The sequence below is a fragment of the Streptosporangium subroseum genome, assembly GCF_900188345.1.
GTDB classification, from domain to species: domain Bacteria; phylum Actinomycetota; class Actinomycetes; order Streptosporangiales; family Streptosporangiaceae; genus Streptosporangium; species Streptosporangium subroseum.
Genome location: NZ_FZOD01000049.1, coordinates 24,188 through 50,992 on the forward strand (window position 1 = coordinate 24,188; position 26,805 = coordinate 50,992).

Sequence of the window (26,805 nt, forward strand, 5' to 3'; positions counted from 1 at the left end):
TTGGACTTGTTTACTTTTGTATGGCTACCGCCAGCATATGCTGGCACATCAAATATCGGCCACCGCCGCGAAACGAGCGACGGCCATGACGGAGACGATCTCGTGAACAGCGTCGTGGCGAATATTGCCCTGGTCCTGCTCTTTGTGCTGATCGGGGGATTCTTCGCCGCCGCCGAGATGGCCATGGTCTCTCTCAGGGAGAGCCAGGTACGGCGGCTCAGCACCCGCGGGCGCAGGGGCGCGAGGGCGGCCAAGCTCGCCCGCGACCCCAACCGCTTCCTTGCGGCCGTGCAGATCGGCGTCACCGTGGCGACCATGATGTCGGCCGCCTTCGGCGCCGACACCCTCGCCAAGGACCTGTTCCCGGTCGTGGCCGGCTGGGGGGTGCCCTCGGCCGCCGCGGCCACGATCGCGCTGGTGCTCGTGACGCTGGTCATCTCCTACTTCTCGCTGGTGCTGGGCGAGCTCGCGCCCAAGCGGCTCGCCCGGCAGCGGGCCGAGGGGCTCTCCCTGCTGGTCGCGCCGTTCCTGGACCGGCTGGCCGTGCTGTCACGGCCGCTCATCTGGGCGCTGTCGAAGTCCAGCGACGGCGTGGTCAGGCTGCTCGGCGGCAACCCCGACACGGATCGGGAGGAGATCTCCACCGAGGAGCTGCGCGACATGGTGGTCGGCCACCAGGAGCTCACCGTGGACGAGCGCCATCTGATCGCGGAGGTCTTCGCGGCGGGCAAGCGGCAGCTCCGCGAGGTGATGCTGCCGCGCACCGAGGTGGAGTTCATGTCCGCCGACACCCGGCTGGCCGAGGCCGCGATCATGGCCGCGGCCATGCCGCACTCCCGTTTCCCCATCTACCGGGACTCCTACGATGACATCGTGGGATTCGTCCACATCCGGGACCTGCTGGACCCGGTGCTGACCGGGTCGATCGAGCCGATCAGCGAGCTGGTGCCGATCCGCCCGGTCAAGCTGGTCCCCGCCAGCAAGCGGGTGCTGGCCACGTTGTCGGAGATGCGCGACGAGGGCCACCACCTGGCGATCGTGGTCGACGAGTACGGCGGCACCGCGGGCATCGTCACCATGGAGGATCTGGTCGAGGAGCTCATCGGCGACATCCGCGACGAGCACGACGTGGAGGACAAGCAGGTCGTGCTGCCCGCGGGGGAGGTCGAGCTCGACGGGCTGGCCAACCTCGACGAGGTGGCGACCGAGACCGGGATCCGGCTGCCCGACGGCCCCTACGAGACCCTCGGCGGGTTCGTCATGTCGGCGCTCGGCCACCTGCCGGCGATGGGGGAGCGGGTGGAGATCCCGGGGTTCGAGCTGTCGGTCACCGACATGGACGGCCGCAGGGTGTCACGGGTCCGCATCAAGCGGGGCGCCTCCAAACCGGAGACGCCCCCGGAGGCGCCGGCGACCCCCGGCGGTTGAGTGCGGAGGCACCAACGACTCCCGGCAGCTGACAGAATTGCATGCTATGGCCAGTCCCCGTGTCTTGTCCGGCATCCAGCCCACCGCCGACTCCTTCCACCTGGGCAACTACCTCGGTGCCGTGCGGCAGTACGTCGCCATGCAGGAGGGCTACGACGCTTTCTACTGCGTCGTCGACCTGCACGCGATCACGGTGGACTACCAGCCGGAGGCGCTGCGCAGGCGCTCCAGGATCGCCGCGGCCCAGCTCTTCGCCGCGGGCCTCGACCCGGAGCGGTCCACCGTCTTCGTCCAGAGCCACGTCCGCGAGCACACCGAGCTGGCCTGGGTGCTGATCTGCCTCACCGGCATGGGCGAGGCGGGCCGGATGACCCAGTTCAAGGACAAGTCGGCCAAGTCGGGGGAGAGCTCGGCCGGCGTCGGGCTGTTCACCTACCCGATCCTGCAGGCCGCCGACATCCTGCTCTACCAGGCCAACAGGGTGCCGGTCGGGGCCGACCAGAAGCAGCACCTGGAGCTCACCCGCGACCTCGCGCAGCGCTTCAACCACCGCTTCGGTGAGACCTTCACGCTGCCCGAGCCGCACATCGTCAAGGGCGTCGAGAAGATCACCGACCTCCAGGAGCCCACGGCGAAGATGTCGAAGTCGTCCTCCTCGGCCGCCGGCATCCTGGACCTGCTGGAGCAGCCGGGGCCGCTCCGGAAGAAGGTCATGCGCGCGGTCACCGACGCCGGCTCCGAGATCCTCGCCGACGACGAGAACAAGCCCGGCGTCACCAACCTGCTGCGCATCCAGTCCGCGCTGAGCGGCACCCCGATCCCCGAGCTGGAGGCCCGCTACGCCGGGCAGGGGTACGGCACCTTCAAGAAGGACGTGGCCGAGCTCGTCGTGGAGACCTTCACGCCGATCCGCGAACGCACCGAGAAGCTGCTGGCGAACGAGGCGGACCTCGACAGGATGCTCGCCGTCGGCGCTGCAAGGGCCCGTACGGTGGCCGCGAGCACGATGGCCCAGGTCCGTGACCGGGTCGGTTTCCTGCCCTCTCTGACGCCCTGAGCGAGTTCGGTGGGTTCTCGCCCGCGTGCCGCCCTCCCGAAGGTCCTTCCGAGCTGTAAGACTCTCGCGTTCCCCCCTGCTTTTCCCCGCCGTTCGTGATCGGTGCGGCGGCGACCGGGTAGGGGGCGCGGGTGACAGACGTGTGGGAGCGGATCGAGGCGGTCCGGGCGTGGGGCAGGGTCAGGCTCGGCACGGCCCGGGTCCGGTGGCCGTGGTTCGATCACCTGATCAGGACGGTGCGGCGCTACCAGCTCCAGTTCGGCGACCGGCTCGCCGGGGCGGTGACCTACTTCGCGTTCCTGTCGTTCTTTCCGATCATCGCGCTGGCCTTCGCGATCTTCGGCTACTTCCTGTTCGCCGACTCGAAGGCCACCGACGCGCTGGCCGCGGCCATCAACGCGTACCTGCCGGGCCTCGCCGACAAGCTCCCGATCAAGCAGATCTCCGAGTCCCGGACCGGTGCCGGGATCATCGGCCTGATCGGCCTGCTCTACGCCGGGCTCGGCGCGATGGACGCTCTGCGCGGCGCGCTCCGCGAGATCTCCATGACCACCGAGCCGCCGCTCAACTTCTTCCTGGGCAAGCTCCGTGATCTCGCCTCCTTCGTCCTGGTCGGCATCACGGTGATCTTCTCGGTGGCGGTCGCCGGCTTCGCCACTCAGGCGAGCGGGGTCGTGGCCGGATGGCTGGGCCTGTCGGGATCCGCGGCCGCCGTCACCGGGGTCTGGCTCGTCGGCCTGGTGGTCAGCGTGCTGGCCGACGTCGTCGTCTTCCTGATCATCCTGGGCTGGATGGGCCGCTCCACGCAGCCGTTCCGCGTGGTGTTGCGCGGAGCCCTGCTGGGTGCGGTCGGCTTCGGAGTGCTCAAGCAGCTCGCCGCGCTGATCCTGGCGGGCACCCTGCACAACCCCGTCTACGGGGTGTTCGCCGTGGTGGTCGGCCTGCTGGTCTGGATCAACCTCTCGGCCCGCATGATCCTCTATGTCGCCGCCTGGACCGCGACCGCCGCCTTCGGTCCTCCGCCCGATCCCACCCCGGTGCCCGCCACCGCCCTGCCCGCCTGACGCGCCGTCTCCGGCGGAGAGCGTCTCCGCCGGGAACCGCCGCGCCGTACGCCGGGGCGGCGGATTCCCGTCGGAGGCGACGGCCTAGCGGAAGCGCCGGCGCAGGCCGTACGCCAGCCAGATCGCGCCGCCGAGCAGGCCCGCGCCGAGCACGTAGAGGCCGGGGGGAACGGACTCTTCGCCGCGCGTGGTTCCCGCCGGGTCGGATACCGCGATCGGGGCCGGGGTGGGCGTGGCGGGCGAGGCGGTCGGCAGGGGAGGCGGGTCGGGGATCGGGTCGACCAGGTGCCCGACCGGGATCGCCTTGCCGCGGGTGGCGAAGCCCCAGTCGAGCAGGCTGGCGACGTCGCCCCAGAAGGAGCCGTCGTGCCGCATGATCGACACGATGACCGTGTGCCCGTTCCGTTTGGCGGCGCCGACGAAGCTGCCCAGGGCCTTGGACGTCCAGCCGTTCTTGACGCCGATCATGCCCTTGTAGCTCCAGAGCAGCCGGTTGTGGTTGCCGATCTCGTAGTAGCCCTTGGGCGCCGGGAACTTGTCAGTCTTTGTGCTGATATATCGCCGAAAATCAGCATTCGCCAGACCGGCTCGGGCGATCAGCGTCAGGTCGTAGGCCGAGCTGCTCTGGCCGGGCTTGTCCAGCCCGCTCGGCGTCTTGGCCACCGTGTCGTACGCCTGCAGGCGCTTGGCCTCGGCGTTCATGTCCGCCAGGGTCGTGGCCAGGCCGCCGTTGGCCTCGGCCAGGGCCATCGCGCAGTCGTTGCCCGACACCAGCATCAGTGCCTTGAACAGGTCCTCGACCGTGTAGAGGGGCTTGGGGACCAGGCCGACCGCGCTGCCCTCCTCGTTCACCGCGCGCCTGCTCGGCGTGATCTTCCGATCCTTGTCGAGCTTCGGGATGAGGGTGAGGGCGGTCAGCGCCTTGAGGGTGCTCGCCGGAAGATAGCGCCCGTGGGCGTTCTTGGCGGCCAGCACCTCGCCGGTCTCGGCGTCCGCGACCACGTAGGACTGCGCGGCCGTCTTGGGAGGCGCCTTCACGCCCGTGGGGGCGATGACGCCCCGACCACCCAGCCTGGCGCCGCCGACCGGCTCGTTCTTGGCACCCCCGGGCTTGGCGCCCGAGGGCGCGACCAGGGAGCCGGCGTGCGCGGGGGCGCCCAGAAAGGTGGTCGCCGCGAGCAGCACCCCGACGGGCGCGACGTGTTTCATCCCCATAATGACCTCAGGGTAGCTTCGTACCGATTCGCATGCGGCGACTCATGCCCTGACCGGGGGTCGGCCACGCAACGGAATACTGACACCATGCAAATATCGCGAAAGATCGCCGGATTTCTGATCGGCCTTGCCGCTTTCATGATCTTTGAATGGATCACCCTTGGCTTCAACCTCGCAGACGGCCATCCGACGGCCTTCTACGTGGTGCACGGCATCCTGATCGCCGTCAACCTCGTGCTCGCGGTCGTGCTGGGCGTGATCGGTCTACGCGGACTGGCAAAGCGTCCGAAGGGTCCTGTGGTGTAGCTCGGCGGCCTCTTCGGTGGAGTTGCCGATGCTGGTGAAACCGAGCTTCCCGAAACCGGGGATCGCCCCGAGCAGGTGCAGAACGTTCCCGGTGCGGGTGCCTTCGTCGAAGCCGAGGCCCTCGTCCTGGATCAGTTCGACGACCTCTCCGGGGGTGCGGCCCCGCAGGCAGGGGGCCGTGCAGTTGTCCGTCGCCATGTAGTACTTGGACTGCCTCCCGCACATGAGCGTGCCGGAGTCCGGATCGTAGGTCGCGCCGGTGGCGAGCAGCGCGGCGCCGAACGGGTGGGTGGTTCCGCCGATGCGCAGGTTGATCTCGCACAGCAGAGCCCGGTAGCCGGCGTCGGTCTTGACGGCGAAGAAGTCCACCCCGAACAGGCCCACCACGCCCCGACTCGCCAGGACCCGGGCGATCCGCTCGGCGCACTCACCCAGCTCGGCGCGGTACTCCGGCCGGGCGGGGAAGGTGCAGCCCTGGTAGACGTCCCCGTTGGGGCCGCCGAGGACCTGCTCGTGCGTGGCGACCACGTCGTAGGAGCCGCCGGGGGTGATCCTGGCCAGGGCGCTGGGGGAGTACAGGGGCCGGTCGTCGAGGAACTCCTCGATCACCGCCCCGCGCTCGGCGATCTTCTCGGCGAACGTCGTCCAGTCCTCGTCCGACGCGGAGAAGCTCGTGTGACAGGCGGTGAGCGGCCGATCGTCCTTGATCACGATGGCGTTGCCCAGCCCCGAGTAGCTGTTGTTCAGTTTGACCATCAGCTTGTTCGACGGGGCCATGGCGCGGGCCGCGTGCTCCACCTCGGTCAGCGACCGCAGACCGGAGAAGCCCCTCACCACCGGCACCCCGGCCTCCTCGCCGATCATGCGTCCACCGCTCTTGGAGCCCAGATGGGCCAGCGAGGTGGCCGGACCGTAGATCGGCAGGGCGAGCAGGTCGGCGATCCGCTCCTCGTACTCGCTGACCACGAACGGCACCATCCAGGCATCCGTCGTGCCGTCGAGCGCCGTGCGGATCCGCGCGATGACGTCCGGACGGCGCAGCAGTGACTCGCTGAGCGATTGCGTGTGCGGGTCATCCAAACTGATCATTTGCAGGCGCGCGCGACCCTCGTCGGGATCGTCGAGGAAGCTCAGGTAGTAGTCCACGATCGCGCCGTCCACCGGCGTCGATGACAGATAGACGACTTCCATGTCCGGCTGTTTCAGAGTGAGCAGAAGAAACAGCAACCGCTCCTCGTAGGACCGGACGGCGGTGATTCGGCGCAGCTCATCCTGTGGAAGCGACAGCGAGGGGATGACCACCAAGGTCCCCTCGTCCGGTTCGAAGATGCTCAATCGCGACTGCCTCTCCCCGAATGGGATATTAGTGATCATATGCGGAGTGAAACATGCATTCTTCCTGTTTACATCACTCCCCCAGGTTCTATGACTGGCACCTGAAGTCACGCAAATTGCCAGGTCGGCCAGGTTTGGATGGAGCGCCGGGCTGTCACGGGCGCGGTGACATGGCCCGGCGCAACCGCCGGTGGCCATCATCACCTAGTCAATCCGAGTCATCTTCTCTGGTCCGAGAGGGTCAGAAGACAGAGAAGAGGGGCATGGGGCGACAAAACATTTGGCATAGATGTCGGCGAGCTGCCTGGCAGGAGGGATAAAGTCGATGTCATCGTCAGCGTGACGGCGGCCCCAAGACCATTGGCCTGCCCCTTCCACGTCGGCGGTTTTTCAGTCCGCACCGGCGTGGCTCGTGACACCCACTCCGGCCCATCGGTGCGGCGGTCGCTTTTTTCGAGGCTGCCTCATGGATCGCGTGATCCTGGGCAGTGGCACGGTGCGTCGACGATTCAGACCGCTGGCGCGGATGGGAAGGTAAGTAATGCGCGGGCGTAATTTGCTGGGAGAACTCGACACGTTCCTCGCCGGTCGCGAGCATGAACTGATCGACTTCCGACGCGACCTGCACATGCATCCCGAGCTCGCCTTCGCCGAATACCGTACGACGCAGCGCATCGCCGAGCGTCTGACCGCGGCCGGTCTCGTGCCCTCGGTGCTGCCGCGCGGCACCGGTGTGATCTGTGAGGTCGGCAGCGGCGACGGGCCGACCGTGGCGCTGCGTGCCGACATCGACGCGTTGCCCGTGCCCGACGAGAAGGACGTGTCCTACAGCTCGACGGTCCCCGGCGTGTGCCACGCCTGCGGTCACGACGTGCACACCACGATCCTGCTCGGCACCTCGCTCTTCCTCGCCCAGCAGGCGGAGGCCGGGCTGCTGCCCGGCCGGGTCCGGCTGATCTTCCAGCCCGCCGAGGAGCTTCCCGGCGGTGCCCTCGAGGTCATGGCCTCGGGCGGCATCAGCGGGGTCGACCGGATCTTCGGTCTGCACTGCGACCCCCGGCTGGACGTCGGCAAGGTCGGTCTCAAGGCGGGGCCGATCACCTCCGCCTGCGACAAGGTCTCGATCCGGGTGAGCGGCCCCGGCGGGCACACCGCCCGGCCGCACCTCACCGCCGACCTGGTCTTCGCGCTCGCCAAGATCCTCACCGAGCTGCCGGCCGCGCTGTCGCGCCGGGTGGACCCGCGCTCGTCGCTGAGCCTGGTATGGGGCCGGGTCGAGGCGGGTTCGGTCGCCAACGCGATCCCGGACGACGGCATCGCCGAGGGCACCGTGCGCTGCCTGGACGAGACCGCCTGGCACGCCGCCCCCGACATGATCAAGACGCTGCTGGAGTCGGTCGCGAGCGCCTACGGGGTCGAGGCCGAGATGGACTACGTGCGCGGCGTGCCGCCGGTGGTCAACGACGAGGTCAGCGTGCAGATGCTGGCCGAGGCCGCGGAGGGTGTGCTCGGAGAGGATTCCGCCGTGCCGACGGAGCAGAGCCTGGGCGGTGAGGACTTCGGCTGGTATCTGGAGTCCATCCCCGGGGCGTTCGCCAGGCTCGGCACCCGCACTCCGGGGTCGACGCTCCTGGCCGACATCCACCAGGGCACCTTCGACGTGGACGAGAGCGCGATCGGCGCCGGCGTGCGCTTCATGGCGGCGACCGCGCTGACCGCGCTCTGGGAGGGGCGGCGACCCAGTGCCGCCGCCGAACCGCTCATGGCCCTGAACCTGGACAACTGACGCAGCACGGCCAGACTTTCCCGTACGCAACACCGGTCACGGCGGTGACGAGAAACGCGTCCCCCGAAGAAAGGATCACCCTGCGCCAGGAGGTGGCTCCGGGTGGGTCCGGACGCCTCCGCAGGTCACAAGGTGGCGTGAGCTGCATAACGGACCTGTTGCGGACTCGTGCGCTGGTTTGGTCAACCCTCCCTGACCAACTATCTTCCGTGCAGGGTTGCCGTGCGTCTCTTCGCGCGTGCACAGAAACGCGAAGGGAGTCCATCTTGCTTCAGAACCGATTCGGCAAGCTGGCCGCAGCCGCACTGGCGGGCAGCATGCTCATGGGAGCTGCCGCGTGCGGTGGAAGCGAGGAGCCGGCCACGTCGGCCACCGCGGCCGCGCCGAGTGACGGAGCGAGCAGCGCGGCCCCGGCCGCGGCCGGCGCGAAGGTCGGTCTCGCCTACGACATCGGCGGGCGTGGTGACCAGTCGTTCAACGACGCGGCCGCCGCCGGCCTGGACAAGGCCAAGAGCGAGCTCGGCCTCGCCGAGACCAAGGAGCTCGAAGCAGGCAACGGCGAGACCGAGGCTGCCAAGGAGGAGCGGCTCCGTCTGCTCGCCGACGGCGGCTACAACCCGATCATCGCCATCGGCTTCGCCTACTCCGGCTCTCTGAAGAAGGTCGCCGCCGAGTTCCCGGACATCAAGTTCGCGATCGTCGACGACGCGGACGCCACGGGTCCCAACATCTCCAACCTGCTCTTCGCCGAGCATGAGGGTTCCTTCCTCGTCGGCGCCGCCGCGGCGCTGAAGAGCAAGAAGGGCCACGTGGGCTTCATCGGCGGCGTTCAGGTGCCGCTGATCAACAAGTTCGAGGCCGGGTTCGCCGCAGGCGCCAAGGCCGTCAAGGCGGACATCAAGATCGAGAGCAAGTACCTGAGCCAGCCGCCGGACTTCACCGGCTTCGCCGACCCGGCCAAGGGCAAGACCGCGGCCGAGGGCATGTTCGACGCGGGCGCCGACGTGGTCTACCAGGCCGCGGGCGGCTCCGGCAGCGGCGTGTTCGAGGCAGCCAAGGCCGCGAACGGCCTGGCCATCGGCGTCGACTCCGACCAGGCCAAGACCGCCGCCGCCGACCTGCAGGGCGTCATCATGACCTCCATGCTGAAGAAGGTCGACGTCGCCGTCTTCGACTTCCTGAAGAGCTTCGCCGACAACACGGTGAAGGCCGGCACCACGTCGTACGACCTCAAGGCCGGCGGCGTCGACTACTCCACCACCGGTGGACAGGTCGACGACATCAAGGCCAAGCTCGACGAGTTCAAGCAGAAGATCATTTCCGGCGAGATCACCGTGCCGGACAAGACCTCCTGAACTGGTACAAATAGGGGGCTCGGCGGACAAATCTCCCCGGGCCCCCTGTCCTGCTCTCACCATCACGTTCCGCAATCAAGGCCATCCGTGCGGAGGAGGCCGTCATCAACACCTCGACTCCGGCCGTCGAACTCGAGGGGATCACCAAACGATTCCCCGGCGTCGTGGCCAACCGCGACGTCTCCCTTTCCGTGTGGCAGGGCCACGTGCATGCCATCGTCGGCGAGAACGGCGCGGGCAAGTCCACGCTTATGAAGATCCTGTACGGCATGCAGCGTCCCGACGAGGGCGAGATCCGCGTCAACGGGACAGCCGTGACCTTCCGTACCCCCGGGGACGCGATCGCGGCGGGCATCGGGATGGTCCACCAGCACTTCATGCTGGCCGACAACCTGACCGTGCTGGAGAACGTGGTCCTGGGTAGCGAGCCTCGCAAGGGCGGGGTCGCCCTCGACTTCGGCGCCGCCCGGAAGAAGATCATACAGATCTCCGACTCCTACGGCCTCGGGCTCGACCCCGATGTCACGGTCGAGGACCTGGGAGTCGGCGCCCGGCAGCGGGTGGAGATCCTGAAGGTCCTCTACCGCGGCGCCCGGATCCTCATCCTGGACGAGCCGACCGCCGTGCTGGTGCCGCACGAGGTGGAGGAGCTCTTCGCCAACCTGCGCGAGCTGGTCCGCGAGGGCCTCACGATCATCTTCATCTCCCACAAGCTGGACGAGGTGCTCTCGGTCGCCGACGCGATCACCGTCATCCGGCGCGGCACGACCGTGGCCAGCGTGGTTCCCAAGGACGTGACGGCCAGACAGCTCGCCGAGCTCATGGTGGGCAGCGAGCTGCCCAGCCCGGAGACCCGCGAGTCCACCGTCACCGACGTGGTGGCGGTGTCGGTGCGCGGCCTGAGCGTCCAGTCGCCGGAGGGCCGTAGCATCGTCGACGGCGTCGACTTCGACATCCGCAAGGGTGAGGTGCTCGGCATCGCCGGCGTCGAGGGCAACGGCCAGGCCGAGCTCGTCGAGGCCGTCATGGGCATGCGCGTCGCCGGCGGCGAGATCCGGCTCGGTGAGCACGACATCTCCGCCTGGCCGACGCTGCGCCGCCGCGAGGCCGGCATCGGTTACATCCCCGAGGACCGGCACCGGCAGGGACTGCTGCTGGAGGCGCCGCTCTGGGAGAACCGGATCCTCGGTCACCAGACGCGGCGGCCCAACGTCAGGGGTTTCTGGATCGACCGCGCGGGAGCGCGCAAGGACACCCAGCGCATCGTCGAGGAGTACGACGTGCGGACGCCGGGCATCGACGTGGACGCCTCGGCCCTGTCCGGCGGCAACCAGCAGAAACTGATCATCGGCCGGGAGATGAGCGGCGATCCGGTGTTCCTGATCGCCTCCCACCCGACGCGCGGTGTGGACGTCGGCGCCCAGGCCGCGATCTGGGACCACCTCCGTGCCGCCCGCGCCGCGGGCCTGGCCGTACTTCTGATCTCGGCCGACCTCGACGAGCTCATCGGCCTGTCGGACACGCTGAAGGTCCTCCTGCGAGGTCGCATCGTGGCGGACGTGGATCCGCGGAACGTGACGCCCGAGCAGCTCGGATCAGCCATGACGGGTGCTGGAGAGGCGGCATGAACATCCACACAGCGCGCGTGGCAGCCGGGGCGCTCGTATGAGCGGCCCCGCGAAGTCGACCTTCGCCGACAGGCTCCTCGGCCGGGTCCGGCTCAGAGGCCCGGTCGTCCTGGTCGCGCCGATCCTGGCCATCGTGTTCGCCGGACTGATCACCTCGATCGTCCTGCTGATCACGGGCGACCCCCCGCTGGACACGCTGCTCCTCATGGTCGAGTACGGCACGCGGCCGCGGTCGATCGTGCTGACCCTGAACTCCGCGACGTACTACTACCTGTCCGCGCTGGCGGTGGCGATCGGGTTCAGGATGAACCTGTTCAACATCGGCGTGGACGGCCAGTACCGCCTCGCGGCGCTCGTCGCCGCGGCCGTGGGCGGCGCGGTCACCCTGCCCGCTCCGCTGCACGTCGCCCTCATCATCTTCGTCGCCATGGTGGTCGGCGCCGGATGGGCGTCGATCGCCGGCCTGCTCAAGGTCAGGCGGGGGGTCAGCGAGGTCATCTCGACGATCATGTTGAACGCCATCGCCACCGCGCTCGGAGCCTGGCTGCTCAACAAGGACCGCTTCGCGGTCGAGGTCTCGGGCAGCAACAACATCGGTACCAAACCGATCGGCGCGTCCGGTCAGGTGCCCGGCCTGGAGCTCATCCCCGGCACCACGAGCAAGGTGTTCGGCCTCATCATCCTGGCGATCGCCATGGGCATCCTCTATCACGTGCTGATCAACAAGACCCGCTTCGGCTTCGACCTGCGGGCCACCGGACGCTCGGAGTCGGCCGCGGTGGCCAGCGGCGTCAACGTGAAGAGGATGGTCCTGATCGCGATGATGCTGTCCGGCGCGATGGCGGGCCTGGTCGGCATGCCGCAGCTGCTCGGCGCGTCCTACAGCTACAGCCTGGACTTCCCCACGGGGCTCGGCTTCATCGGGATCGCGATCGCGCTGCTCGGCCGCAACAACCCCGTGGGCATCGCGTTCGGCGCCCTGCTCTGGGCCTTCCTCGACACCTCGTCGAACATTCTGCAGCTGCACGAGATCTCCCCGGACATCGTCCAGATCATGCAGGGCACGATCGTGCTCTCGGTCATCGTCGCGTACGAGCTCGTCCACCGTTACCAGATCTCGGCCGGGCAACGCCGGGTGAGCAGACAGCTGGCGAGCGCGACCCCCACCCAGGCTGAAGGAGCGTCGGCATGAGCGAAGGCGGTCTGGCCGTGGCGGAGGCCCCTCCGGTGGAGGAGCCGAAGAAGGCCAGGAAGTTCAAGTTCACCTGGCAGGTCATGCTCTACGCCCTCGGCGGGCTGATCCTCCTGCTGTCGTTCACCCGAGTCGTCACCGGCGCCGTCGACCTCACCTCGGCGGGGGCTATCAACGCCGCCGTCGCGCTGGCCGTGCCGATCGGACTGGCCGGTCTCGGCGGCCTGTGGTCCGAGCGGGCCGGTGTGGTCAACATCGGCCTCGAGGGCATGATGATCCTGGGCACCTGGGCCGGGGCCTGGGGTGCGATCCACTTCGGCAACCCCTGGGCGGGCGTCCTGGCCGGCGCGATCGGCGGCGCCCTCGGCGGCCTGCTGCACGCGCTCGCCACCGTGACGTTCGGGGTCGACCACATCATTTCCGGTGTCGCGATCAACATCCTGGGCCTGGGCGTCACCCAGTATCTCTCCAAGGTCACCTTCGCCACCATGCCGGGTGGCGGCGACGCCCAGTCGCCGCCGGTGCCCAAACCGGGCGTTGTGAGCCTGCCGTGGATCGGGGACCAGCTGAAGGGACTGGAGGCCAAGCAGTGGTTCCTCCTGTCCGACCTGTCGGGCATCCTGCGCGGCCTGACCACAAACGTCTCGCTCCTCACCATCCTGGCGATCCTGCTGATCCCGCTGACGTACTACGTGCTCTGGCGCACGGCGTTCGGCCTGCGGCTGCGCTCCTGCGGAGAGAGCCCGACGGCGGCGGAGTCGCTGGGCGTCAACGTCTACTCCTACAAGTACGTCGCGGTGGTCATCTCCGGTGCCCTCGCCGGCCTCGGCGGCGCGTTCCTGTCACTGGTGGCGGCCAGCGCCTACCGCGAGGGACAGACGGGCGGCCGGGGCTTCATCGGCCTCGCCGCCATGATCTTCGGTAACTGGCGGCCGGGAGGCCTGGCGGGCGGCGCGGTGCTGTTCGGCTACACCGACGGACTCCAGCTCCGCCGGGGCGGTGAGTCGGTGCACGCGCTGCTGCTGGTCGTGGCGATCCTGATCGCCGCGATGGCGGTCTACCAGCTCGTCGGGCAGAACCGCACGAGGGCGGCGCTGATCACCGGCATCGCGGCGATCGCGGTGTTCGTCCTGTTCTCGCTGACCGACACCATCCCGTCGGAGTTCACCTCCGTCACCCCGCACATCACCACGCTGCTGGTGCTGTCACTGGCCGCCCAGCGACTCCGGATGCCCGCCGCCGACGGCGTGCCGTACCGCAGGGGACAGGCCAAGTGACCGTGCCGGTCGGCATGTCGTACCGCGGGGGCGAGCAAAGTGACCCGTGCCGGCCGGCATGCCGTACCTCGGGGGGCGGACGAAGTGACCGTAGTGTGCGAGATGTCCTGCAAGAAGCGGTGTAAGCGGCACGAGTCGTTCGCGACGTGCCCATGAGCGGATCGAGTCCGATGACCATCGACTGGGCAGCACTCAAGGCGGAAGCCGCACGGGTGATGGCGCACGCCTACGCCCCCTACTCCAAGTTTCCGGTCGGCGCGGCCGCCCTGGTGGACGACGGGCGGATCGTGTCCGGCTGCAACGTCGAGAACGCCTCGTACGGCCTCGGGCTGTGCGCGGAGTGCGGGCTGGTGTCCGCGCTCCAGTCCTCAGGCGGCGGGCGGCTGGTCGCGTTCACCTGCGTGGACGGGCACGAGGAGCTGCTCATGCCGTGCGGCAGGTGCCGTCAGCTCCTGTTCGAGTTCGGCGGCCCCGAACTGCTGGTGGAGACCGTCGACGGCCCCAAGCCGATGGCGGAGATCCTGCCGTACGCCTTCGGACCGGACAATCTGAGCCGGGGGGCCTGACCGTGAACGTGATCGACGTCATCAATCTGAGCCGGGGGGCCTGACCATGGACGTGATCGACGTCATCGTCACCAAGCGGGACGGCCGCGAGCTGTCCACGGAGCAGATCGACTGGGTGCTCGACGCCTATACCAAGGGCGTCGTGGCCGACGAGCAGATGTCCTCGCTCGCGATGGCGATCCTGCTCAACGGCATGACCCGCCGGGAGATCGCCGAGTGGACCCAGGCCATGATCCGGTCCGGATCCCGGATGGACTGGTCGGCGCTGCCCGGCCCCACCACGGACAAGCACTCCACCGGCGGTGTGGGCGACAAGATCACTCTGCCGCTGGCCCCCCTGGTCGCCGCGTGCGGCGGCTACGTGCCGCAGCTGTCCGGCCGGGGGCTCGGCCACACCGGCGGCACCCTGGACAAGCTGGAGTCCATCCCCGGCTGGCAGGCGTCCCTGTCCAACGACGGGATGCTCGACGTGCTCAGGAAGGCCGGCGCGGTCATCTGCGCGGCCGGAGACGGGCTGGCCCCGGCGGACAAGAAGCTCTACGCGCTGCGCGACGTCACCGGCACCGTCGAGTCGATCCCGCTGATCGCCTCCTCGATCATGTCGAAGAAGATCGCGGAGGGCACCGGGGCACTCGTGCTGGACGTCAAGGTCGGCTCCGGCGCGTTCATGAAGACCGTGGACCGGGCCCGCGAGCTGGCCATGACCATGGTCGAGCTGGGCACCGACGCCGGGGTCAACACGGTCGCCCTGCTCACCGCCATGGACCGGCCACTCGGCCGGGCCGTGGGCAACGCGCTGGAGGTCACCGAGTCCGTCGAGGTGCTCGCCGGCGGCGGGCCCGCCGACGTGGTCGAGCTGACCGTGCGGCTGGCGCGCGAGATGCTGGAGGCCGGGGGCCTGACCGGGGGCAAGGACCCGGAGCAGGCGCTGAAGGACGGTTCGGCGATGGACGTCTGGCGCCGGATGATCAGCGCTCAGGGCGGCGACCCCGACGCTCTGCTGCCCAGGGCCGCCGAGACCATGGAGATCACCGCGCCCTCGTCCGGCGTGCTGTCCAGGCTCGACGCATACGGCGTGGGCCTGGCCGCCTGGCGGCTCGGCGCGGGCCGGGAGCGCAAGGAGGACCCGGTGTCCTTCGGCGCGGGCATCGTGCTGCACGCCGGGCCCGGAGACCTGGTCCGTGAGGGGCAGCCGCTGATGACCCTGCACGCCGATGAGACCTTCCGTTTCGAGCGGGCGCTCGCCGCACTGGAGGGCGCCTACGTAATCGGCGAGACCGCCGACCCGGACCTGCTGCCGCTGGTGATCGACCGCATCACGGCCTGATCGCGCCTCGGAGCGTCAGCGGTCCACGGTCGTCTGCCGTCGAGCGTGGAGCGGGTTCCGCCGAACACCGCCGAACGCTGCCGAGTACCGCCGGACTCGCCGACCACGGAGTGCACGCGGACGCTCGTCGGAGTGCCGCACTCGTCCATCGTTCGCGGACCTCTCGCGTGAGCGGGGGCTCCTACCGGCTGTCCGGCGCGGGCTGCCACGCGCCGATCGGCGGGCGCACGTAGCGGCCGGGCTCGAACCGCCCCGTCTGCAGGACGATCTCCAGCGTCAGGGTCAGCTCGACGAACAACCGGTCGTAGCGGTTCTCCTCGGCCGGGTCGTGCGTGCCGTCGGTCCGGCCGTCCACGATGGCGGCGATGTCGCTGTACACGTCCAGGCTGCCGAACGGCGCCCAGCGGTCCAGGCCGGGGGCGCCGCCCCCCACTCCCTCCGAGCCGTCCCACGTGGTGCGGGCACGGCGCAGCAACGCGAGGTGCTCCGGCAGGACATCGAACGGGAACTCCTCCGCCGGCATCTCCAGCGGGCTGCGGTATGTCATGCCGTCATCCTTCCACTCGGTCACTTTGCCCTGGTCACGGCCTTGGGGAAGGCGGCGCGCAGTTCGGGTCCGTTGATGATGAAAGCGGTTGCGGCGATGGCGAGGGCGCATGCGGGATCGCACCGATCACCGTGGGCGTGATCGCGGCCATTCCGCCGGGCGGAGTCGCGGCGGCGGTCCTCGGGTTCTCCCGGCCAGAGCTCTCCACGCGCCTCATCGGGGCGCTCGGCCTGGTCGTGGCGATCGCGAGTGCCCCGTACGCCTGGCGGGCCGTCGAGCCGGTGGCCGTCCGCTTCCTGCGCCCCTCACCTGCGATGGCGCTGGCGGACCGGGTCGATGAGCTGACGGCCCAGCGCGCGGATACGACGGTCGCGCAGGCCGTCGAGATCCGCCGGATCGAGCGGGACCTGCACGACGGGGCGCAGGCCCGCCTGGTCGCGCTCGGCCTCTCTTTGGCAACCGCGGAGAAGCTGATGGAAACCGACCCCGACCGGGGGAAGGCGCTGCTGCGGGAAGCGCGAGCCGGCGCCGCCACGTCACTGACCGAGCTCCGCGAACTGGTCCAGGGAATCAGCCCGCCGGTGCTGAACGAGCGAGGGCTCATCGACGCCGTTCGCGCTTTCGCCCTGGACAGCCCGCTCGAAGTGGCTGTCAGCGCCGACGTTCGGCTACGCCTGGACCCGCCGATCGAGTCCGCCGTGTACTTCGGAGTCGCCGAACCGGTGACCAACGCGGTCAAGCACGCCCAGGCGACCAGGGCGCGGATCTCCATCACCCGGGACGACACCGGCCTCGTCATCGACGTCGAGGACAACGGCCGGGGCGGAGCCGACGTGCGAGCCGGCGGCGGACTCGCGGGGCTACGCCGTCGCCTCGCGGTCTTCGACGGCGCCTTGGAGATCACCAGCCCGGCAGGCGGTCCGACTCGCGCGAGGATGACGGTGCCATGCGAATCGTCGTAGCCGAAGACCTCTACCTCCTGCGCGACGGGATGGTCCGCCTCATCGAGGCGTACGGACACCAGGTGGTGGCGACGGCGACCACCGGGCCCGAGACGCTCGACGCGCTGCTGACGTGGCGGCCGGATGTCTCCGTCGTCGACGTCCGCATGCCGCCGACCCAGTCGGATGAGGGCCTGCGTGCGGCTCTCGCCGCCCGCGGCGAACTGCCAGGACTGCCGGTCCTGATCCTTTCTCAGCACGTCGAACAGCTTTACGCCCGCGAACTTCTGGCCGACGGCGCCGGTGGCATCGGCTATTTCCTCAAAGAGAGCGTCTTCGACGCCGATCAGTTCATCGACGCTCTGGAGCGCGTCGCCGGCGGCGGGACCGCCATGGACCCGGCCGTCATCGCCAAACTGCTGTTCAGCGGGTCCTCGAACCGACGGCTCGGAGGACTCACCGAACGCGAACACTCCGTGCTCGGCCTCATGGCCGAGGGATTGTCCAATCAGGCCATCGGACAGCGGCTGTTCCTCAGTGAGAGCGCCATCGGCAAGTACACCACCTCCATGTTCGGCAAGCTCGGCATCACCGACGACGACAACAACAACCGTCGCGTCCTCGCCGTCCTCGCCTACCTGAACAAGCCCTGACGTGCCTCCGGGGCCCCGTGGAGACGCGGGTCCCGACCATGATCAACCTTGCCGGGATCTCCTGTACTTCGACGACTCACACCCGGATCGGCTCCGAGGGGGCGAAGATCTCACCGATCACGGCGCGGTGGGTGGGCTGGGCCGCGGCGTGACGCGCGTGGCCCTCCTCGGTGATGCAGACGAAGATCCCGCGGCGGTCGACGTCGCAGATGTCGCGGCTCACCAGGCCGGCCTTCTCCAGACGGGCGATCAGCCGGGAGCATGCGCTCTGGCTCAGGTGGACCGCGTCGGCTATCTCCTGAACGCGGTATTTCCTCTCGCCGCCCTCGACCATCCGCTCCAGGACCTCGAACTCGCTCATCCCGAGCTGGTGTCGTTCGGCGAGCTCGCGCTCCAGTGCACAGGCGGCCGTGGCGTGCTTGGCCAGCACCTCGCGCCATGCGCGGACCGCGTACTCCTCGCTCATGCTGCGGAGCATACCATGCATGAACATTAAATGCACGGGCATTAAATGCTTTTGCATTAGATGCACTTGCATGTAGTGTCGTCCACCATGACCTCTTCATCCCACGATGGGCGCTGGGACGCGCGCCTCTGGGCCGCGCTCATAGTGCTCTGCGCCGTTGTCTTCCTTGACGCTCTCGACGTTTCGATGGTGGGAGTCGCCCTGCCGTCCATCCAGGACGACCTCGGGTTGTCCACGTCCTCCCTCCAATGGGTGGTCAGCGGCTATGTGCTCGGATACGGTGGCCTGCTCCTCCTCGGCGGCCGGACCGCCGACCTGCTCGGGCGGCGCAGGGTCTTCCTGGTCGCCCTCGCGGTCTTCGCCGTGGCCTCACTGCTCGGGGGCGTGGTCAACGACGGGACCCTGCTGATCGCGGCCCGGTTCGTCAAGGGCGTGAGCGCCGCCTTCACCGCGCCCGCCGCGCTGTCCATCATCACCACGACCTTCGCCGAGGGCCCGGCCCGCAACAGGGCTCTCAGCATCTTCACCGCCTCCGGTGCCAGCGGCTTCTCCCTGGGCCTGGTCATCTCCGGATTCCTGACCGAGCTCGGCTGGCGCTGGACGTTCCTCATGCCGGTCCCCGTCGCGATCATCGCTCTGGTCGCGGCCCTGAAGTTCCTGCCCAAGCACCGCGAGGAGAAGGCCGAAGGCGGCCACGACCTCATCGGTGCCGTGACCATCACCGCCTCGATGCTGCTGCTGGTCTACACCGTGGTCGAGGCTCCACAGTCGGGCTGGGGCTCGCCGCGCACCATCGCCTCGCTGGCCGGCGCCGCGGTTCTGCTGGCCGCGTTCGTGGTGACCGAGCTGAGGGTCAAGCACCCGCTGGTACGGCTCGGCATCCTGCGCTCCGGCCCGATCGTCCGGGCCAACCTCGGTCTGGTGATCCTCTTCGGCTCCTATGTCGGCTTCCAGTTCGTGGCCATGCAGTACTTCCAGAACTTCCTGCACTGGTCCGCCCTGGAGACCGCGCTGGCCTTCCTGCCCGCAGGACTGCTGGTGGCCGTGAGCTCCACCAAGATGGGCAAACTGGCCGACCGGTTCGGCACCGCCCGGCTGATCGTGATCGGTGCGGCCGCGCTGGCCGTCGGGTACGCGTTCTTCCTCCGGTTGGACGGCAACCCCAGCCTGGCCACACTGATCATTCCCGGAATGGTCCTGCTGGGCATCGCCTTCGGATTGTCCTTCCCCTCGCTGAACATCCAGGCGACCAACGGTGTCGCGGACGATGAGCAGGGTCTGGCCTCCGGGCTGCTCAACACCTCGGGACAGGTCGGCGGGGCACTCGTGCTGGCCGTCGTGACGGCGGTCCTCACCTCCAACCCGAGCGCCGACCCGCTGGACAGCTTCCACGCCGCGATCGCGGTCTCCGCGATCCTCGGCGTGGTCGGCCTGGCGATCGCCCTCACCGGCCTCCGCCGTTCCCGTACGGCCGTCATGGCGGGGGAGGAGACCGGAGGGGAGAAGGTGCTGGAGACCGTCTGACGCCGGGGCGGTTCGAAGACGGAAGACGTTCACCTGCCGCACGGGGACGCCGGGCCTGCAACAGGGCCTGTTCGGCGGGGAAGCGCACACTCACCTGCCGCACGGGGACGCCGGGCCACGGGGACACGACCTCTGTGGAAGCCGGGGAGAACGGGGAGGCGGGACGCGGTTTCCCAGGGGACGCGAAGTCCACCGCCGCCGGAATTCTGGGGCCGGCGGCGGTGGGATTCCGGGTCGGCGACGGTCCCGCCGTCCGCCGACATTCCGGTTCCCACTCCGATGCTTGACTCTCGTCTCGGCTGGCTGTCAAGATCTGGCCACAACAGATGCGGCGGCGGGGTGAACCTCTCCAGGCTACTGAGCATCTAACGGGGCAGGAGGCTCACCATGAACCGCACCCTTGTTCCCCGCACCCTCGTTCCGCTCGCGTTCGTTCCCCTCGCCCTGCTGATCGGCTGCAGTCCTACCTCGCAGCCCGTGACGTCGTCCTCCACCACCCCGGAGACCGCGGTCACGGCGACCTCGCCGATCCCCTCGCCTTCCGGCTCTCCCCCTGTCTCATCCTCCGCCGACCCGCCGGCGACCCTGAAACCTCCGACGAGCACCGAGGAGGTCAAGGTCCAGCACCCCGCCGCCGTGCCGCCGATCGTCACCGGGGCACGGTTCGCCGAGCACGGCGGATTCGACCGCGTGGTGATCGATCTGAAGGGAGACTTTCCCGCATACACCGTGAAATGGGTGTCCGAGCTCGTCCAGGACGGATCGGGTGACCCGATCGACGCCAAGGGCGGCGCCTACCTTCACCTGTCGATGACCCCGGCCACCGCGCACAGCGAGGCGGGCGAGCCGAGCTGGCCGGGGGGGCCGATCTTCCAGGCCGACCTAGGCAATGTCCAGAACGTGGTCAAGACAGGAGACTTCGAGGGCGTGGTGGGCGTGGGCATCGTCCTCGACCGCAAGGCGGCATTCCGGGTGCTGGAGCAGAAGGCCCCGAACCGTCTGGTCATCGACGTCGCACACTGAAACCCGGGCGTCGCACGCCGAACCGCCCGAGGTCACACCGAAGTCTGGGACTGACGTCCGCACGCGGAACCATCTGGTCGTCGAGGTCGCACATCGAAGCCGAGGTTCGCGCGCCGAATCGCCTGGTCGCCGAGGTGGCACAGAGAAACCCGCGGACGGGTGACGCATGCCGTACCGCCTGGTTGACGAGGTGACACGGGGAAACCCGCGGACGGGCGGCGCATGCCGTACCGCCTGGTTGACGAGGTGACACAGGGAAGCCCGCGGACGGGTGACGCACGCCGTACCGCCTGGTCATGGGCGTGGCACACCAAAACCGGTGACAGACTGGCCTGATGGTACGCAAAATCGACAGCGCGACGCGGATTCCGGTTCCGGGTGGCAAGGTGATCGACGAATACGTCGGCCGGGTCAACAGCAGCGACGACCGCGTCTCGATCGCGCACATGACGGCCCCGCCCGGATGGGACGAGCCGGCCCAGACGCCGGAGTTCGCCGAATACACGCTGGTGCTCAGAGGCACGGTCATCGTGGAGCACGATGAGGGCACGACCGAGGTCGGTGCCGGACAGGCGTTCACGTGCGAGCCGGGGGAGAAGATCCGCTACAGCTGCGGCCCCGAGGGCGCCGAGTACGTCGCGGTCTGCCTGCCCGCTTTCTCCCCCGAGACCGTCAACCGCGCCGAATAGCCGCGAGGGGATCCCGGTGCCTGCCCGCCGGGATCTCGCGATCTCTCCCATCTCCCGATTTCCGCGACACGAATGTCCGAAGGCCGTGGCGTGGCCGCAACCCTCGCAAGATCGCTGATTAGGCCCCGACGGTAAGGTGATGAAATGAGTCAGCCACCCACTCTTGAGGAGATCCGCCGCGCTCCCAAGGTGTTGCTCCACGATCACCTTGACGGCGGTCTGCGGCCGGAGACCATCATCGACCTTGCCCGCGAAACGGGCTATGACGGGCTTCCCACAACCGATGTGGAGGGCCTGCGTGCCTGGTTCTCGGAGGCCTCGAACTCCGGCTCGCTGGAGCTGTACCTGCAGACCTTCGACCACACGGTCGGCGTCATGCAGACGCGCGACTCGCTGGTCAGGGTCGCCGCCGAATGCGCCCAGGACCTGGCGGACGACGGCGTGGTCTACGCCGAGGTGCGTTACGCGCCCGAGCAGCACACCTCCACGGGCCTGAGCCTCGAAGAGGTCATCGAGGCGGTGCAGGAGGGCTTCAGGATCGGCTCCGAGGGGCGCGGCATCCGGGTGGGCACGCTGCTCACCGCGATGCGCCACCAGGCCAGGTCCATGGAGATCGCCGAACTCGCGGTCCGCTACCGCGACGTCGGCGTGGTCGGATTCGACATCGCCGGAGCCGAGGCGGGTTATCCTCCCACCCGTCACCTCGACGCCTTCGAGTATCTCCAGCGTGAGAACGCCCACTTCACCATCCACGCCGGAGAGGCGTTCGGACTGCCGTCGATCTGGCAGGCGATCCAGTGGTGCGGCGCGGACCGCCTCGGCCACGGGGTCCGGATCATCGACGACATCACGGTGCAGGGCGACGGCACGGCCAAGCTCGGCCGTCTCGCCGCCTACGTCCGCGACAAGCGCATCCCGCTGGAGATGTGCCCGACCTCCAACCTGCAGACCGGTGCCGCGACCTCCATCGCCGAGCACCCCATCGGTCTGCTGCGCAGCCTGAACTTCCGGGTGACGGTCAACACCGACAACCGGCTGATGAGCGCGACCTCCCTCTCCGGGGAGTTCTCCAAGCTGACGGAGGCGTTCGGCTACGGCTGGGACGACATGCAGTGGTTCACGATCAACGCCATGAAGTCGGCGTTCCTGCCGTTCGACGAGCGCCTGGCGCTCATCAACGGTGTCATCAAGCCTGGTTTCGCGCGGCTCAAGTGGCAGGCGTGAACGGGTTCGCACGAGTGGAGTAAGTGTATGAATCAGGTGTTCCGGTCGAAGACCGCACTGGTCGTCGGCTGGATCTGGATGGTGTTCGCCGCGTACAACGCGGTCGATCTGACCGTCCGCTACAGCGGGCCGGCCTCGATGGTCGCCGCCGTGGTGCTGGGAGTGCTGACCTTGCTGGTCTTCATCTCCTGCCTGCGCCCGGCGATCATCATGACCGAGGAGGGCGTGCTGGTCCGCAATCCACTCAGGAACGTCTTCGTGCCCTGGAGGGGTGTGGACGAGGTCACGGTCTCCCACGTGATCACGATCACCTCGGGGGATGACCGGGTCCGCTGCTGGACGCCGCAGACCACGGCCCGCGAGCGGGCGATGGCCGTGCGGAGGGGTAAGTCCGAGACCACCGGCGGCACCGGTGGCATCCGCGGCCGCTACAGGACCGAGCCCGTGCGCTCGAAGGGTGAGCAGGCCGCCGCCGAGATGCTGGCCGGCAAGACCCACGCCGACTGGGTGGCCGAACAGCTCTCAGAGCGGGCCGAGGCCGCGAAGCGGTCGGTCGCCGCGACCGTCCTGGGGTCGAGCTCCGCGGCCGTCAAGGAACCGGTCACCGCGACCGCGGGTGAGCCGACCTCGGAGACCATCGGGGAGCCGGCGGCCAGGACCGGACTGATGAAGGTCACCTGGTCGCCGAGCGCGATGGCCGCCCTGCTGGTCACGGTCATCCTGCTGGTCGCCGCCTTCATTGCCTGACCACTGCCTGAACCACTGCCTGAATCACTGCCTGACCATTGCCTGATCACCGCCTGACCACCGCCTGATCGCACCCCTCCCGGCCCGCGTGTACGGGCCAGGAGGGAAGGACTACAGGCCGAGGGCGGCAGGCAGGTCGGCCTTCAGGGCGTCGAGATCCCGTACGGCCTGCGCCCGGGCCTCCGAGACCTCGCCGGTCACCGGAATCACGACCTCCAGATAGCACTTGAGCTTGGGTTCGGTGCCCGAGGGGCGGACGACGACGCGGGTGCCGCCGGACAGGTGGTAGCGCAGGCCGTCGGTGGGCGGGAGACCACCCGAACCCTCGCTCAGGTCGTCGGCCGACTCGACCTTGTGACCGCCGAGTTGCGCGGGCGGGGTGGCTCGCAGGCGGGCCATCGCGCCGGTGATCAGGGACAGGTCCGCCACCCGGAACGAGAGCTGGGAGGTGGCGTGCAGGCCGTACCTGCGGGCCTGGTCGTCCAGGAGATCGAGCAGGGTACGGCCGTCCAGCCCGGCCTGCGCGGCGAGGCCGGCCACGGTCAGCGCCGCGCCGATGCCGTCCTTGTCGTGGACGGGCAGGCCCCCGTCCGAGCCGACGCTGTAGCCCAGCGCCTCCTCGTAGCCGAAGACCAGGTTGCGTACGTCTCCGGCCCGGCCGGGCCCGCCTCCGGCTTTCATGATCCACTTGAAGCCGGTGAGGGTCTCGGCGTAGTGCACGCCGTACGATGCGGCGATCTTGCCGAGCAGGGACGACGAGACGATCGTGGTGGCCACGAGACGGTCCTCGCCGGAGGTCTGGCGGATCACGTGCTCGCCGAGGAGGGCGCCCACCTCGTCGCCGGTCAGCATCCGGTAGTCCCCGCCGGGCAGGGGCACGCCCACCGCGCAGCGGTCCGCGTCGGGGTCGTTGGCCAGGATCAGGTCGGCTCCGACCCGCCGGGCGAGCTCCAGTGCGAAGTCCATCGCGCCCGGCTCCTCCGGGTTGGGGAAGGCGACGGTGGGAAAGTCCGGATCGGGATCCGCCTGGACCTCGACGACCGCGGGGGCCTTGAACCCGGCGGACAGGAAGGCGTCGGTCAGCGTGGCACCGCCCACGCCGTGCAGCGGGGTGTAGGCCACCCGCAGGTCACGGGCCTCGCCGATCGGGAGCGCGGTCACCGCCTTCAGGTAGTCGGCCACGACGTCCTCGCCCAGCGCGATCCAGGCGGGATCCGCGGGAGAGCCGAGGGGCAGCTCGGAGACCGGCCCCGTGGCGTCGATGGCGGCGGAGATCTCCGCGTCGATCGGCGGCACGATCTGGGAGCCGTCGCCCCAGTAGACCTTGTAGCCGTTGTCGCGGGGCGGGTTGTGACTGGCGGTGACGGTCACGCCCGCGTCGGCGCCGAGGTGGCGGACGGCGAAGGCCAGCACCGGGGTGGGCAGCGGCCGGGGGAGGACCGAGGCGCGCAGCCCGGCACCGGTGAGCACCGCGGCGGTGTCGTGGGCGAAGACGTCGGACTTGTGCCGGGCGTCGTAACCGATCACGACATGCCTGCCGGGACCGAGGACCCGGGCCAGACCGGCGGCGGCGCGCATGACGGTGACCCGGTTCATCCGGTTGGGACCGGCGCCCAGCTCACCGCGGAGACCGGCGGTGCCGAACTCCAGCCTGGCCCCGAACCGCTCGCGCAGCGCCTCGTCGTCGCCGCTCTCCAGCAGCACCGTGAGCTCCGCCCGGGTCTCGGGGTCGGGGTCCTGGGCCAGCCAGGAATGCGCGAGCCGTACAAGATCGCTGCTCATCGTCACCTCATGATCGGGCGGAGACCGCCGTGTGCTCGGGCGGGGGTCCGCGCCGCCGCTCGCCGGCCCGCCGGTTTTCCTACGGACCTACAGTTTGCCGACGACCTTGGACAGCAGGACGCCCATGCGCGCGGCGGTGGCGCGGCCGACCTCCAGCACCTCCGCGTGGTTGAGCGGCTCGCCCACGAGGCCGGCGCCCGGGTTGGTGACGAGGGAGATGCCGAGCACCTCGGCGCCGCCCTCGCGGGCCGCGATGGCCTCCAGCGCGGTGGACATGCCCACCATGTCGCCGCCGAGGATCCTGCACATGCGGACCTCGGCCGGGGTCTCGTACGTCGGGCCGCGGAAGGCCACGTAGACGCCCTCGGCCAGCGACGGGTCCACCTCGCGGGCCAGGTCGCGCAGACGCGGGGTGTAGACGTCGGTGAGGTCGACGAAGGTGGGGCCGGTGATCGGGCTGGCGCCGCTCAGGTTGATGTGGTCGCTGATCAGCACCGCCTCGCCGACCTTCTGGGTCTCGGGACGGAGTCCTCCGGCGGCGTTGGTCAGCACGACCGTGCCGACCCCGGCCTTGATCGCGGTCCGCACGCCGTGCACGACCGGGTCCACGCCGCGGCCCTCGTAGAGGTGGGTGCGGCCAAGGAAGATCAGCGCGAGGGTGCCCGACTCGGTGCGCACCGCGCGGATCCTGCCCGCGTGGCCGGCCACGGCGGGGGGCAGGAAGCCGGGCAGGTCGGTCACCGGGATCTCGGCGATCGTCTCACCGATCGCGTCGGCGGCCGGGACCCAGCCCGAACCCATCACCAGAGCGACATCGAAGGAGTCGACTCCGACGGCGCTTTTCAGCGCGGTCGCGGCCTCCGTGGCGAGTGCATAAGGGTCATCTGTCACTCAACGAGCGTACTCGTCGTTTTTCCTGGATCAGGCCGGAGATCGGGCGAGGCGCGGGCGGGGATCGGACCGGTCACGGGAACGGCCGGGCCGCCTCGCCCCGGCGAGGACGTGAAGCGGGAGAAGGCGCCCGGCTCGGCTTCCGGGAAACGGCCGGATCACCTCGCCCGGCGAGGACGTGAAGCGGGAGAAGGTGCCCGGCTCAGCTTCCGAGGGACGTGCAGGGGCGGCTGCGCAGTTCCTTGACATAATCGTCGGGCGCGCCGGCGTTCTCGGCCGCCTCGGCGAGGATGCCGAGATAACGCGCCGAGGGCAGGCCGCCCTCGTAGCCGTCGAGCACGTAGAACCAGGCCACGACCTCGCCCTCCATGACCTGCACCCGGAGCTTGACCTTGTGGTAGAGGCCGCGCGCCGCGCCCTCCCACTGGTCGAGGGAGTTCTCGTCCCATTCGGGCACGTCGTAGAGGACGACAAAAACATGGTCGTCGGGGTCCTCGACGATGGAGGCGAGCGCGCCCTCCCAGCCGAGGTCGTTTCCGCCGAAGGTCAGGCGCCAGCCCTGAAGCCAGCCGGACCCCCTGATCGGCGAGTGCGGGGCCCTCTGGGCCATCTGCTTCGGGTCCATGTTGCTGCCGTAGGCGGCGTAGACAGGCACGGTATCCAACACTAATCCAAGATCGGTCAGATGCTTGCTTCGCCTCGACGTACCGTCGATTTCCTCCGGGTTTGGGGGAGCTTTCGCGGTTTCCGAGGGGTGCCGAGCATTGGCAGGTCCGGCTATG

The 26,805-nt window shown here is 69.2% G+C and carries 25 protein-coding genes; 18 read left to right on the top strand and 7 right to left on the bottom strand.

Going from position 1 to position 26,805, the window contains the following annotated elements:
- The first annotated feature begins 102 nt into the window (after window positions 1-102).
- From CHC08_RS34110 to CHC08_RS34120, 3 genes are all read left to right on the top strand, one after another.
- Entirely contained in the window at window positions 103-1,428 is a 1,326-nt protein-coding gene (locus CHC08_RS34110; protein ID WP_089211504.1) for a hemolysin family protein, read from the top strand.
- Between the two features lie 46 nt (window positions 1,429-1,474).
- A complete protein-coding gene (gene trpS / locus CHC08_RS34115) occupies window positions 1,475-2,485 on the top strand; it encodes a tryptophan--tRNA ligase (RefSeq protein ID WP_089211505.1) in 1,011 nt (336 codons plus the stop codon).
- Between the two features lie 131 nt (window positions 2,486-2,616).
- Window positions 2,617-3,549, top strand: coding sequence for a YihY/virulence factor BrkB family protein (locus CHC08_RS34120; protein ID WP_089211506.1), 933 nt, complete (start codon window positions 2,617-2,619; stop codon window positions 3,547-3,549).
- A gap of 84 nt (window positions 3,550-3,633) precedes the next feature.
- Here the strand turns inward: CHC08_RS34120 and CHC08_RS34125 are convergent, their stop codons facing one another.
- Window positions 3,634-4,758, bottom strand: coding sequence for a D-alanyl-D-alanine carboxypeptidase family protein (locus tag CHC08_RS34125; protein WP_245878728.1), 1,125 nt, complete (start codon window positions 4,756-4,758; stop codon window positions 3,634-3,636).
- A gap of 93 nt (window positions 4,759-4,851) precedes the next feature.
- Here CHC08_RS34125 and CHC08_RS34130 point away from each other — a divergent pair, with 93 nt between their 5' ends.
- Window positions 4,852-5,070 (top strand): SCO4848 family membrane protein, encoded by a 219-nt coding sequence (locus CHC08_RS34130; protein ID WP_089211508.1) that lies wholly within the window; start codon window positions 4,852-4,854, stop codon window positions 5,068-5,070.
- Here the strand turns inward: CHC08_RS34130 and CHC08_RS34135 are convergent.
- Window positions 5,029-6,405 (bottom strand): peptide ligase PGM1-related protein, encoded by a 1,377-nt coding sequence (locus CHC08_RS34135; protein WP_245878729.1) that lies wholly within the window; start codon window positions 6,403-6,405, stop codon window positions 5,029-5,031. The genes CHC08_RS34130 and CHC08_RS34135 overlap by 42 nt on opposite strands.
- Window positions 6,406-6,946: 541 nt before the next feature.
- Here CHC08_RS34135 and CHC08_RS34140 point away from each other — a divergent pair.
- The 7 genes from CHC08_RS34140 (at window position 6,947) to CHC08_RS34170 (ending at window position 15,536) form a co-directional block, all read left to right on the top strand.
- A complete protein-coding gene (locus CHC08_RS34140) occupies window positions 6,947-8,191 on the top strand; it encodes a M20 family metallopeptidase (RefSeq protein WP_089211510.1) in 1,245 nt (414 codons plus the stop codon).
- A 266-nt stretch (window positions 8,192-8,457) separates the two neighbouring features.
- Window positions 8,458-9,546, top strand: a complete 1,089-nt coding sequence (locus tag CHC08_RS34145; RefSeq protein ID WP_218825622.1) for a BMP family lipoprotein — start codon at window positions 8,458-8,460, stop codon at window positions 9,544-9,546.
- A 104-nt stretch (window positions 9,547-9,650) separates the two neighbouring features.
- Window positions 9,651-11,174, top strand: coding sequence for an ABC transporter ATP-binding protein (locus CHC08_RS34150; protein WP_179282373.1), 1,524 nt, complete (start codon window positions 9,651-9,653; stop codon window positions 11,172-11,174).
- Window positions 11,175-11,211: 37 nt separating this feature from the next.
- Window positions 11,212-12,366 carry an ABC transporter permease gene (locus tag CHC08_RS34155; protein WP_089211512.1) on the top strand — a complete coding sequence of 385 codons (1,155 nt, stop codon included), beginning with the start codon at window positions 11,212-11,214 and terminating at the stop codon, window positions 12,364-12,366.
- Window positions 12,363-13,643, top strand: a complete 1,281-nt coding sequence (locus CHC08_RS34160) for an ABC transporter permease (protein ID WP_089211513.1) — start codon at window positions 12,363-12,365, stop codon at window positions 13,641-13,643. Before CHC08_RS34155 ends, CHC08_RS34160 begins: the two co-directional genes overlap by 4 nt.
- 170 nt (window positions 13,644-13,813) lie before the next feature.
- Window positions 13,814-14,209 (top strand): cytidine deaminase, encoded by a 396-nt coding sequence (locus tag CHC08_RS34165; protein ID WP_089211514.1) that lies wholly within the window; start codon window positions 13,814-13,816, stop codon window positions 14,207-14,209.
- A 46-nt stretch (window positions 14,210-14,255) separates the two neighbouring features.
- Entirely contained in the window at window positions 14,256-15,536 is a 1,281-nt protein-coding gene (locus CHC08_RS34170; RefSeq protein WP_089211515.1) for a thymidine phosphorylase, read from the top strand.
- Window positions 15,537-15,717: 181 nt separating this feature from the next.
- Here the strand turns inward: CHC08_RS34170 and CHC08_RS34175 are convergent, their stop codons facing one another.
- On the bottom strand, window positions 15,718-16,083 hold the full coding sequence (locus CHC08_RS34175; RefSeq protein ID WP_143653443.1) for a hypothetical protein: 366 nt from the start codon (window positions 16,081-16,083) through the stop codon (window positions 15,718-15,720).
- Window positions 16,084-16,220: 137 nt separating this feature from the next.
- Between CHC08_RS34175 and CHC08_RS34180 the strand changes: the two genes are divergently transcribed.
- Together CHC08_RS34180 and CHC08_RS34185 are read left to right on the top strand one after the other, a co-directional pair.
- The gene (locus CHC08_RS34180) at window positions 16,221-17,045 is read left to right on the top strand and encodes a sensor histidine kinase (RefSeq protein WP_245878730.1); all 825 of its coding nucleotides are present in this window, start codon (window positions 16,221-16,223) and stop codon (window positions 17,043-17,045) included.
- Window positions 17,030-17,677, top strand: coding sequence for a response regulator transcription factor (locus tag CHC08_RS34185; protein ID WP_089211517.1), 648 nt, complete (start codon window positions 17,030-17,032; stop codon window positions 17,675-17,677). The genes CHC08_RS34180 and CHC08_RS34185 overlap by 16 nt, the downstream gene beginning before the upstream one ends.
- 76 nt (window positions 17,678-17,753) lie before the next feature.
- On the opposite strand, the gene CHC08_RS34190 is transcribed toward CHC08_RS34185, so the two are convergent.
- Window positions 17,754-18,143 (bottom strand): MarR family winged helix-turn-helix transcriptional regulator, encoded by a 390-nt coding sequence (locus tag CHC08_RS34190; protein WP_089211543.1) that lies wholly within the window; start codon window positions 18,141-18,143, stop codon window positions 17,754-17,756.
- Between the two features lie 87 nt (window positions 18,144-18,230).
- On the opposite strand from CHC08_RS34190, the gene CHC08_RS34195 reads away from it, so the two are divergent.
- From CHC08_RS34195 to CHC08_RS34215, 5 genes are all read left to right on the top strand, one after another.
- A complete protein-coding gene (locus CHC08_RS34195; RefSeq protein ID WP_245878731.1) occupies window positions 18,231-19,667 on the top strand; it encodes an MFS transporter in 1,437 nt (478 codons plus the stop codon).
- Window positions 19,668-20,054: 387 nt separating this feature from the next.
- Window positions 20,055-20,690 (top strand): AMIN-like domain-containing (lipo)protein, encoded by a 636-nt coding sequence (locus tag CHC08_RS34200; RefSeq protein ID WP_089211519.1) that lies wholly within the window; start codon window positions 20,055-20,057, stop codon window positions 20,688-20,690.
- A 335-nt stretch (window positions 20,691-21,025) separates the two neighbouring features.
- Window positions 21,026-21,379, top strand: coding sequence for a cupin domain-containing protein (locus tag CHC08_RS34205; protein WP_089211520.1), 354 nt, complete (start codon window positions 21,026-21,028; stop codon window positions 21,377-21,379).
- A 144-nt stretch (window positions 21,380-21,523) separates the two neighbouring features.
- Complete coding sequence (locus tag CHC08_RS34210) at window positions 21,524-22,603, top strand: adenosine deaminase (RefSeq protein ID WP_089211521.1); 1,080 nt, start codon at window positions 21,524-21,526, stop codon at window positions 22,601-22,603.
- Between the two features lie 27 nt (window positions 22,604-22,630).
- Window positions 22,631-23,350, top strand: a complete 720-nt coding sequence (locus CHC08_RS34215) for a PH domain-containing protein (protein WP_089211522.1) — start codon at window positions 22,631-22,633, stop codon at window positions 23,348-23,350.
- Between the two features lie 111 nt (window positions 23,351-23,461).
- On the opposite strand, the gene CHC08_RS34220 is transcribed toward CHC08_RS34215, so the two are convergent.
- From CHC08_RS34220 to CHC08_RS34230, 3 genes are all read right to left on the bottom strand, one after another.
- Window positions 23,462-25,132: a phospho-sugar mutase gene (locus tag CHC08_RS34220; RefSeq protein WP_089211523.1), complete on the bottom strand. Its 1,671-nt coding sequence runs from the start codon at window positions 25,130-25,132 to the stop codon at window positions 23,462-23,464.
- A gap of 87 nt (window positions 25,133-25,219) precedes the next feature.
- A complete protein-coding gene (locus tag CHC08_RS34225) occupies window positions 25,220-26,023 on the bottom strand; it encodes a purine-nucleoside phosphorylase (RefSeq protein ID WP_089211524.1) in 804 nt (267 codons plus the stop codon).
- A gap of 202 nt (window positions 26,024-26,225) precedes the next feature.
- Window positions 26,226-26,678: a gamma-glutamylcyclotransferase family protein gene (locus CHC08_RS34230; RefSeq protein ID WP_089211544.1), complete on the bottom strand. Its 453-nt coding sequence runs from the start codon at window positions 26,676-26,678 to the stop codon at window positions 26,226-26,228.
- Between the last annotated feature and the right edge of the window lie 127 nt (window positions 26,679-26,805).

What these genes read in the sequence shown, in the direction of transcription:
- trpS (WP_089211505.1), top strand. Translation starts at nt 1,475, where the DNA reads ATGGCCAGTCCCCGTGTCTTGTCCGGCATCCAGCCCACCGCCGACTCC.
- CHC08_RS34125 (WP_245878728.1), bottom strand. Translation starts at nt 4,758, where the DNA reads ATGAAACACGTCGCGCCCGTCGGGGTGCTGCTCGCGGCGACCACCTTT.
- CHC08_RS34130 (WP_089211508.1), top strand. Translation starts at nt 4,852, where the DNA reads ATGCAAATATCGCGAAAGATCGCCGGATTTCTGATCGGCCTTGCCGCT.
- CHC08_RS34140 (WP_089211510.1), top strand. Translation starts at nt 6,947, where the DNA reads ATGCGCGGGCGTAATTTGCTGGGAGAACTCGACACGTTCCTCGCCGGT.
- CHC08_RS34155 (WP_089211512.1), top strand. Translation starts at nt 11,212, where the DNA reads ATGAGCGGCCCCGCGAAGTCGACCTTCGCCGACAGGCTCCTCGGCCGG.
- CHC08_RS34160 (WP_089211513.1), top strand. Translation starts at nt 12,363, where the DNA reads ATGAGCGAAGGCGGTCTGGCCGTGGCGGAGGCCCCTCCGGTGGAGGAG.
- CHC08_RS34165 (WP_089211514.1), top strand. Translation starts at nt 13,814, where the DNA reads ATGACCATCGACTGGGCAGCACTCAAGGCGGAAGCCGCACGGGTGATG.
- CHC08_RS34170 (WP_089211515.1), top strand. Translation starts at nt 14,256, where the DNA reads ATGGACGTGATCGACGTCATCGTCACCAAGCGGGACGGCCGCGAGCTG.
- CHC08_RS34175 (WP_143653443.1), bottom strand. Translation starts at nt 16,083, where the DNA reads ATGACATACCGCAGCCCGCTGGAGATGCCGGCGGAGGAGTTCCCGTTC.
- CHC08_RS34185 (WP_089211517.1), top strand. Translation starts at nt 17,030, where the DNA reads ATGCGAATCGTCGTAGCCGAAGACCTCTACCTCCTGCGCGACGGGATG.
- CHC08_RS34190 (WP_089211543.1), bottom strand. Translation starts at nt 18,143, where the DNA reads ATGAGCGAGGAGTACGCGGTCCGCGCATGGCGCGAGGTGCTGGCCAAG.
- CHC08_RS34195 (WP_245878731.1), top strand. Translation starts at nt 18,231, where the DNA reads ATGACCTCTTCATCCCACGATGGGCGCTGGGACGCGCGCCTCTGGGCC.
- CHC08_RS34200 (WP_089211519.1), top strand. Translation starts at nt 20,055, where the DNA reads ATGAACCGCACCCTTGTTCCCCGCACCCTCGTTCCGCTCGCGTTCGTT.
- CHC08_RS34205 (WP_089211520.1), top strand. Translation starts at nt 21,026, where the DNA reads ATGGTACGCAAAATCGACAGCGCGACGCGGATTCCGGTTCCGGGTGGC.
- CHC08_RS34210 (WP_089211521.1), top strand. Translation starts at nt 21,524, where the DNA reads ATGAGTCAGCCACCCACTCTTGAGGAGATCCGCCGCGCTCCCAAGGTG.
- CHC08_RS34215 (WP_089211522.1), top strand. Translation starts at nt 22,631, where the DNA reads ATGAATCAGGTGTTCCGGTCGAAGACCGCACTGGTCGTCGGCTGGATC.
- CHC08_RS34220 (WP_089211523.1), bottom strand. Translation starts at nt 25,132, where the DNA reads ATGAGCAGCGATCTTGTACGGCTCGCGCATTCCTGGCTGGCCCAGGAC.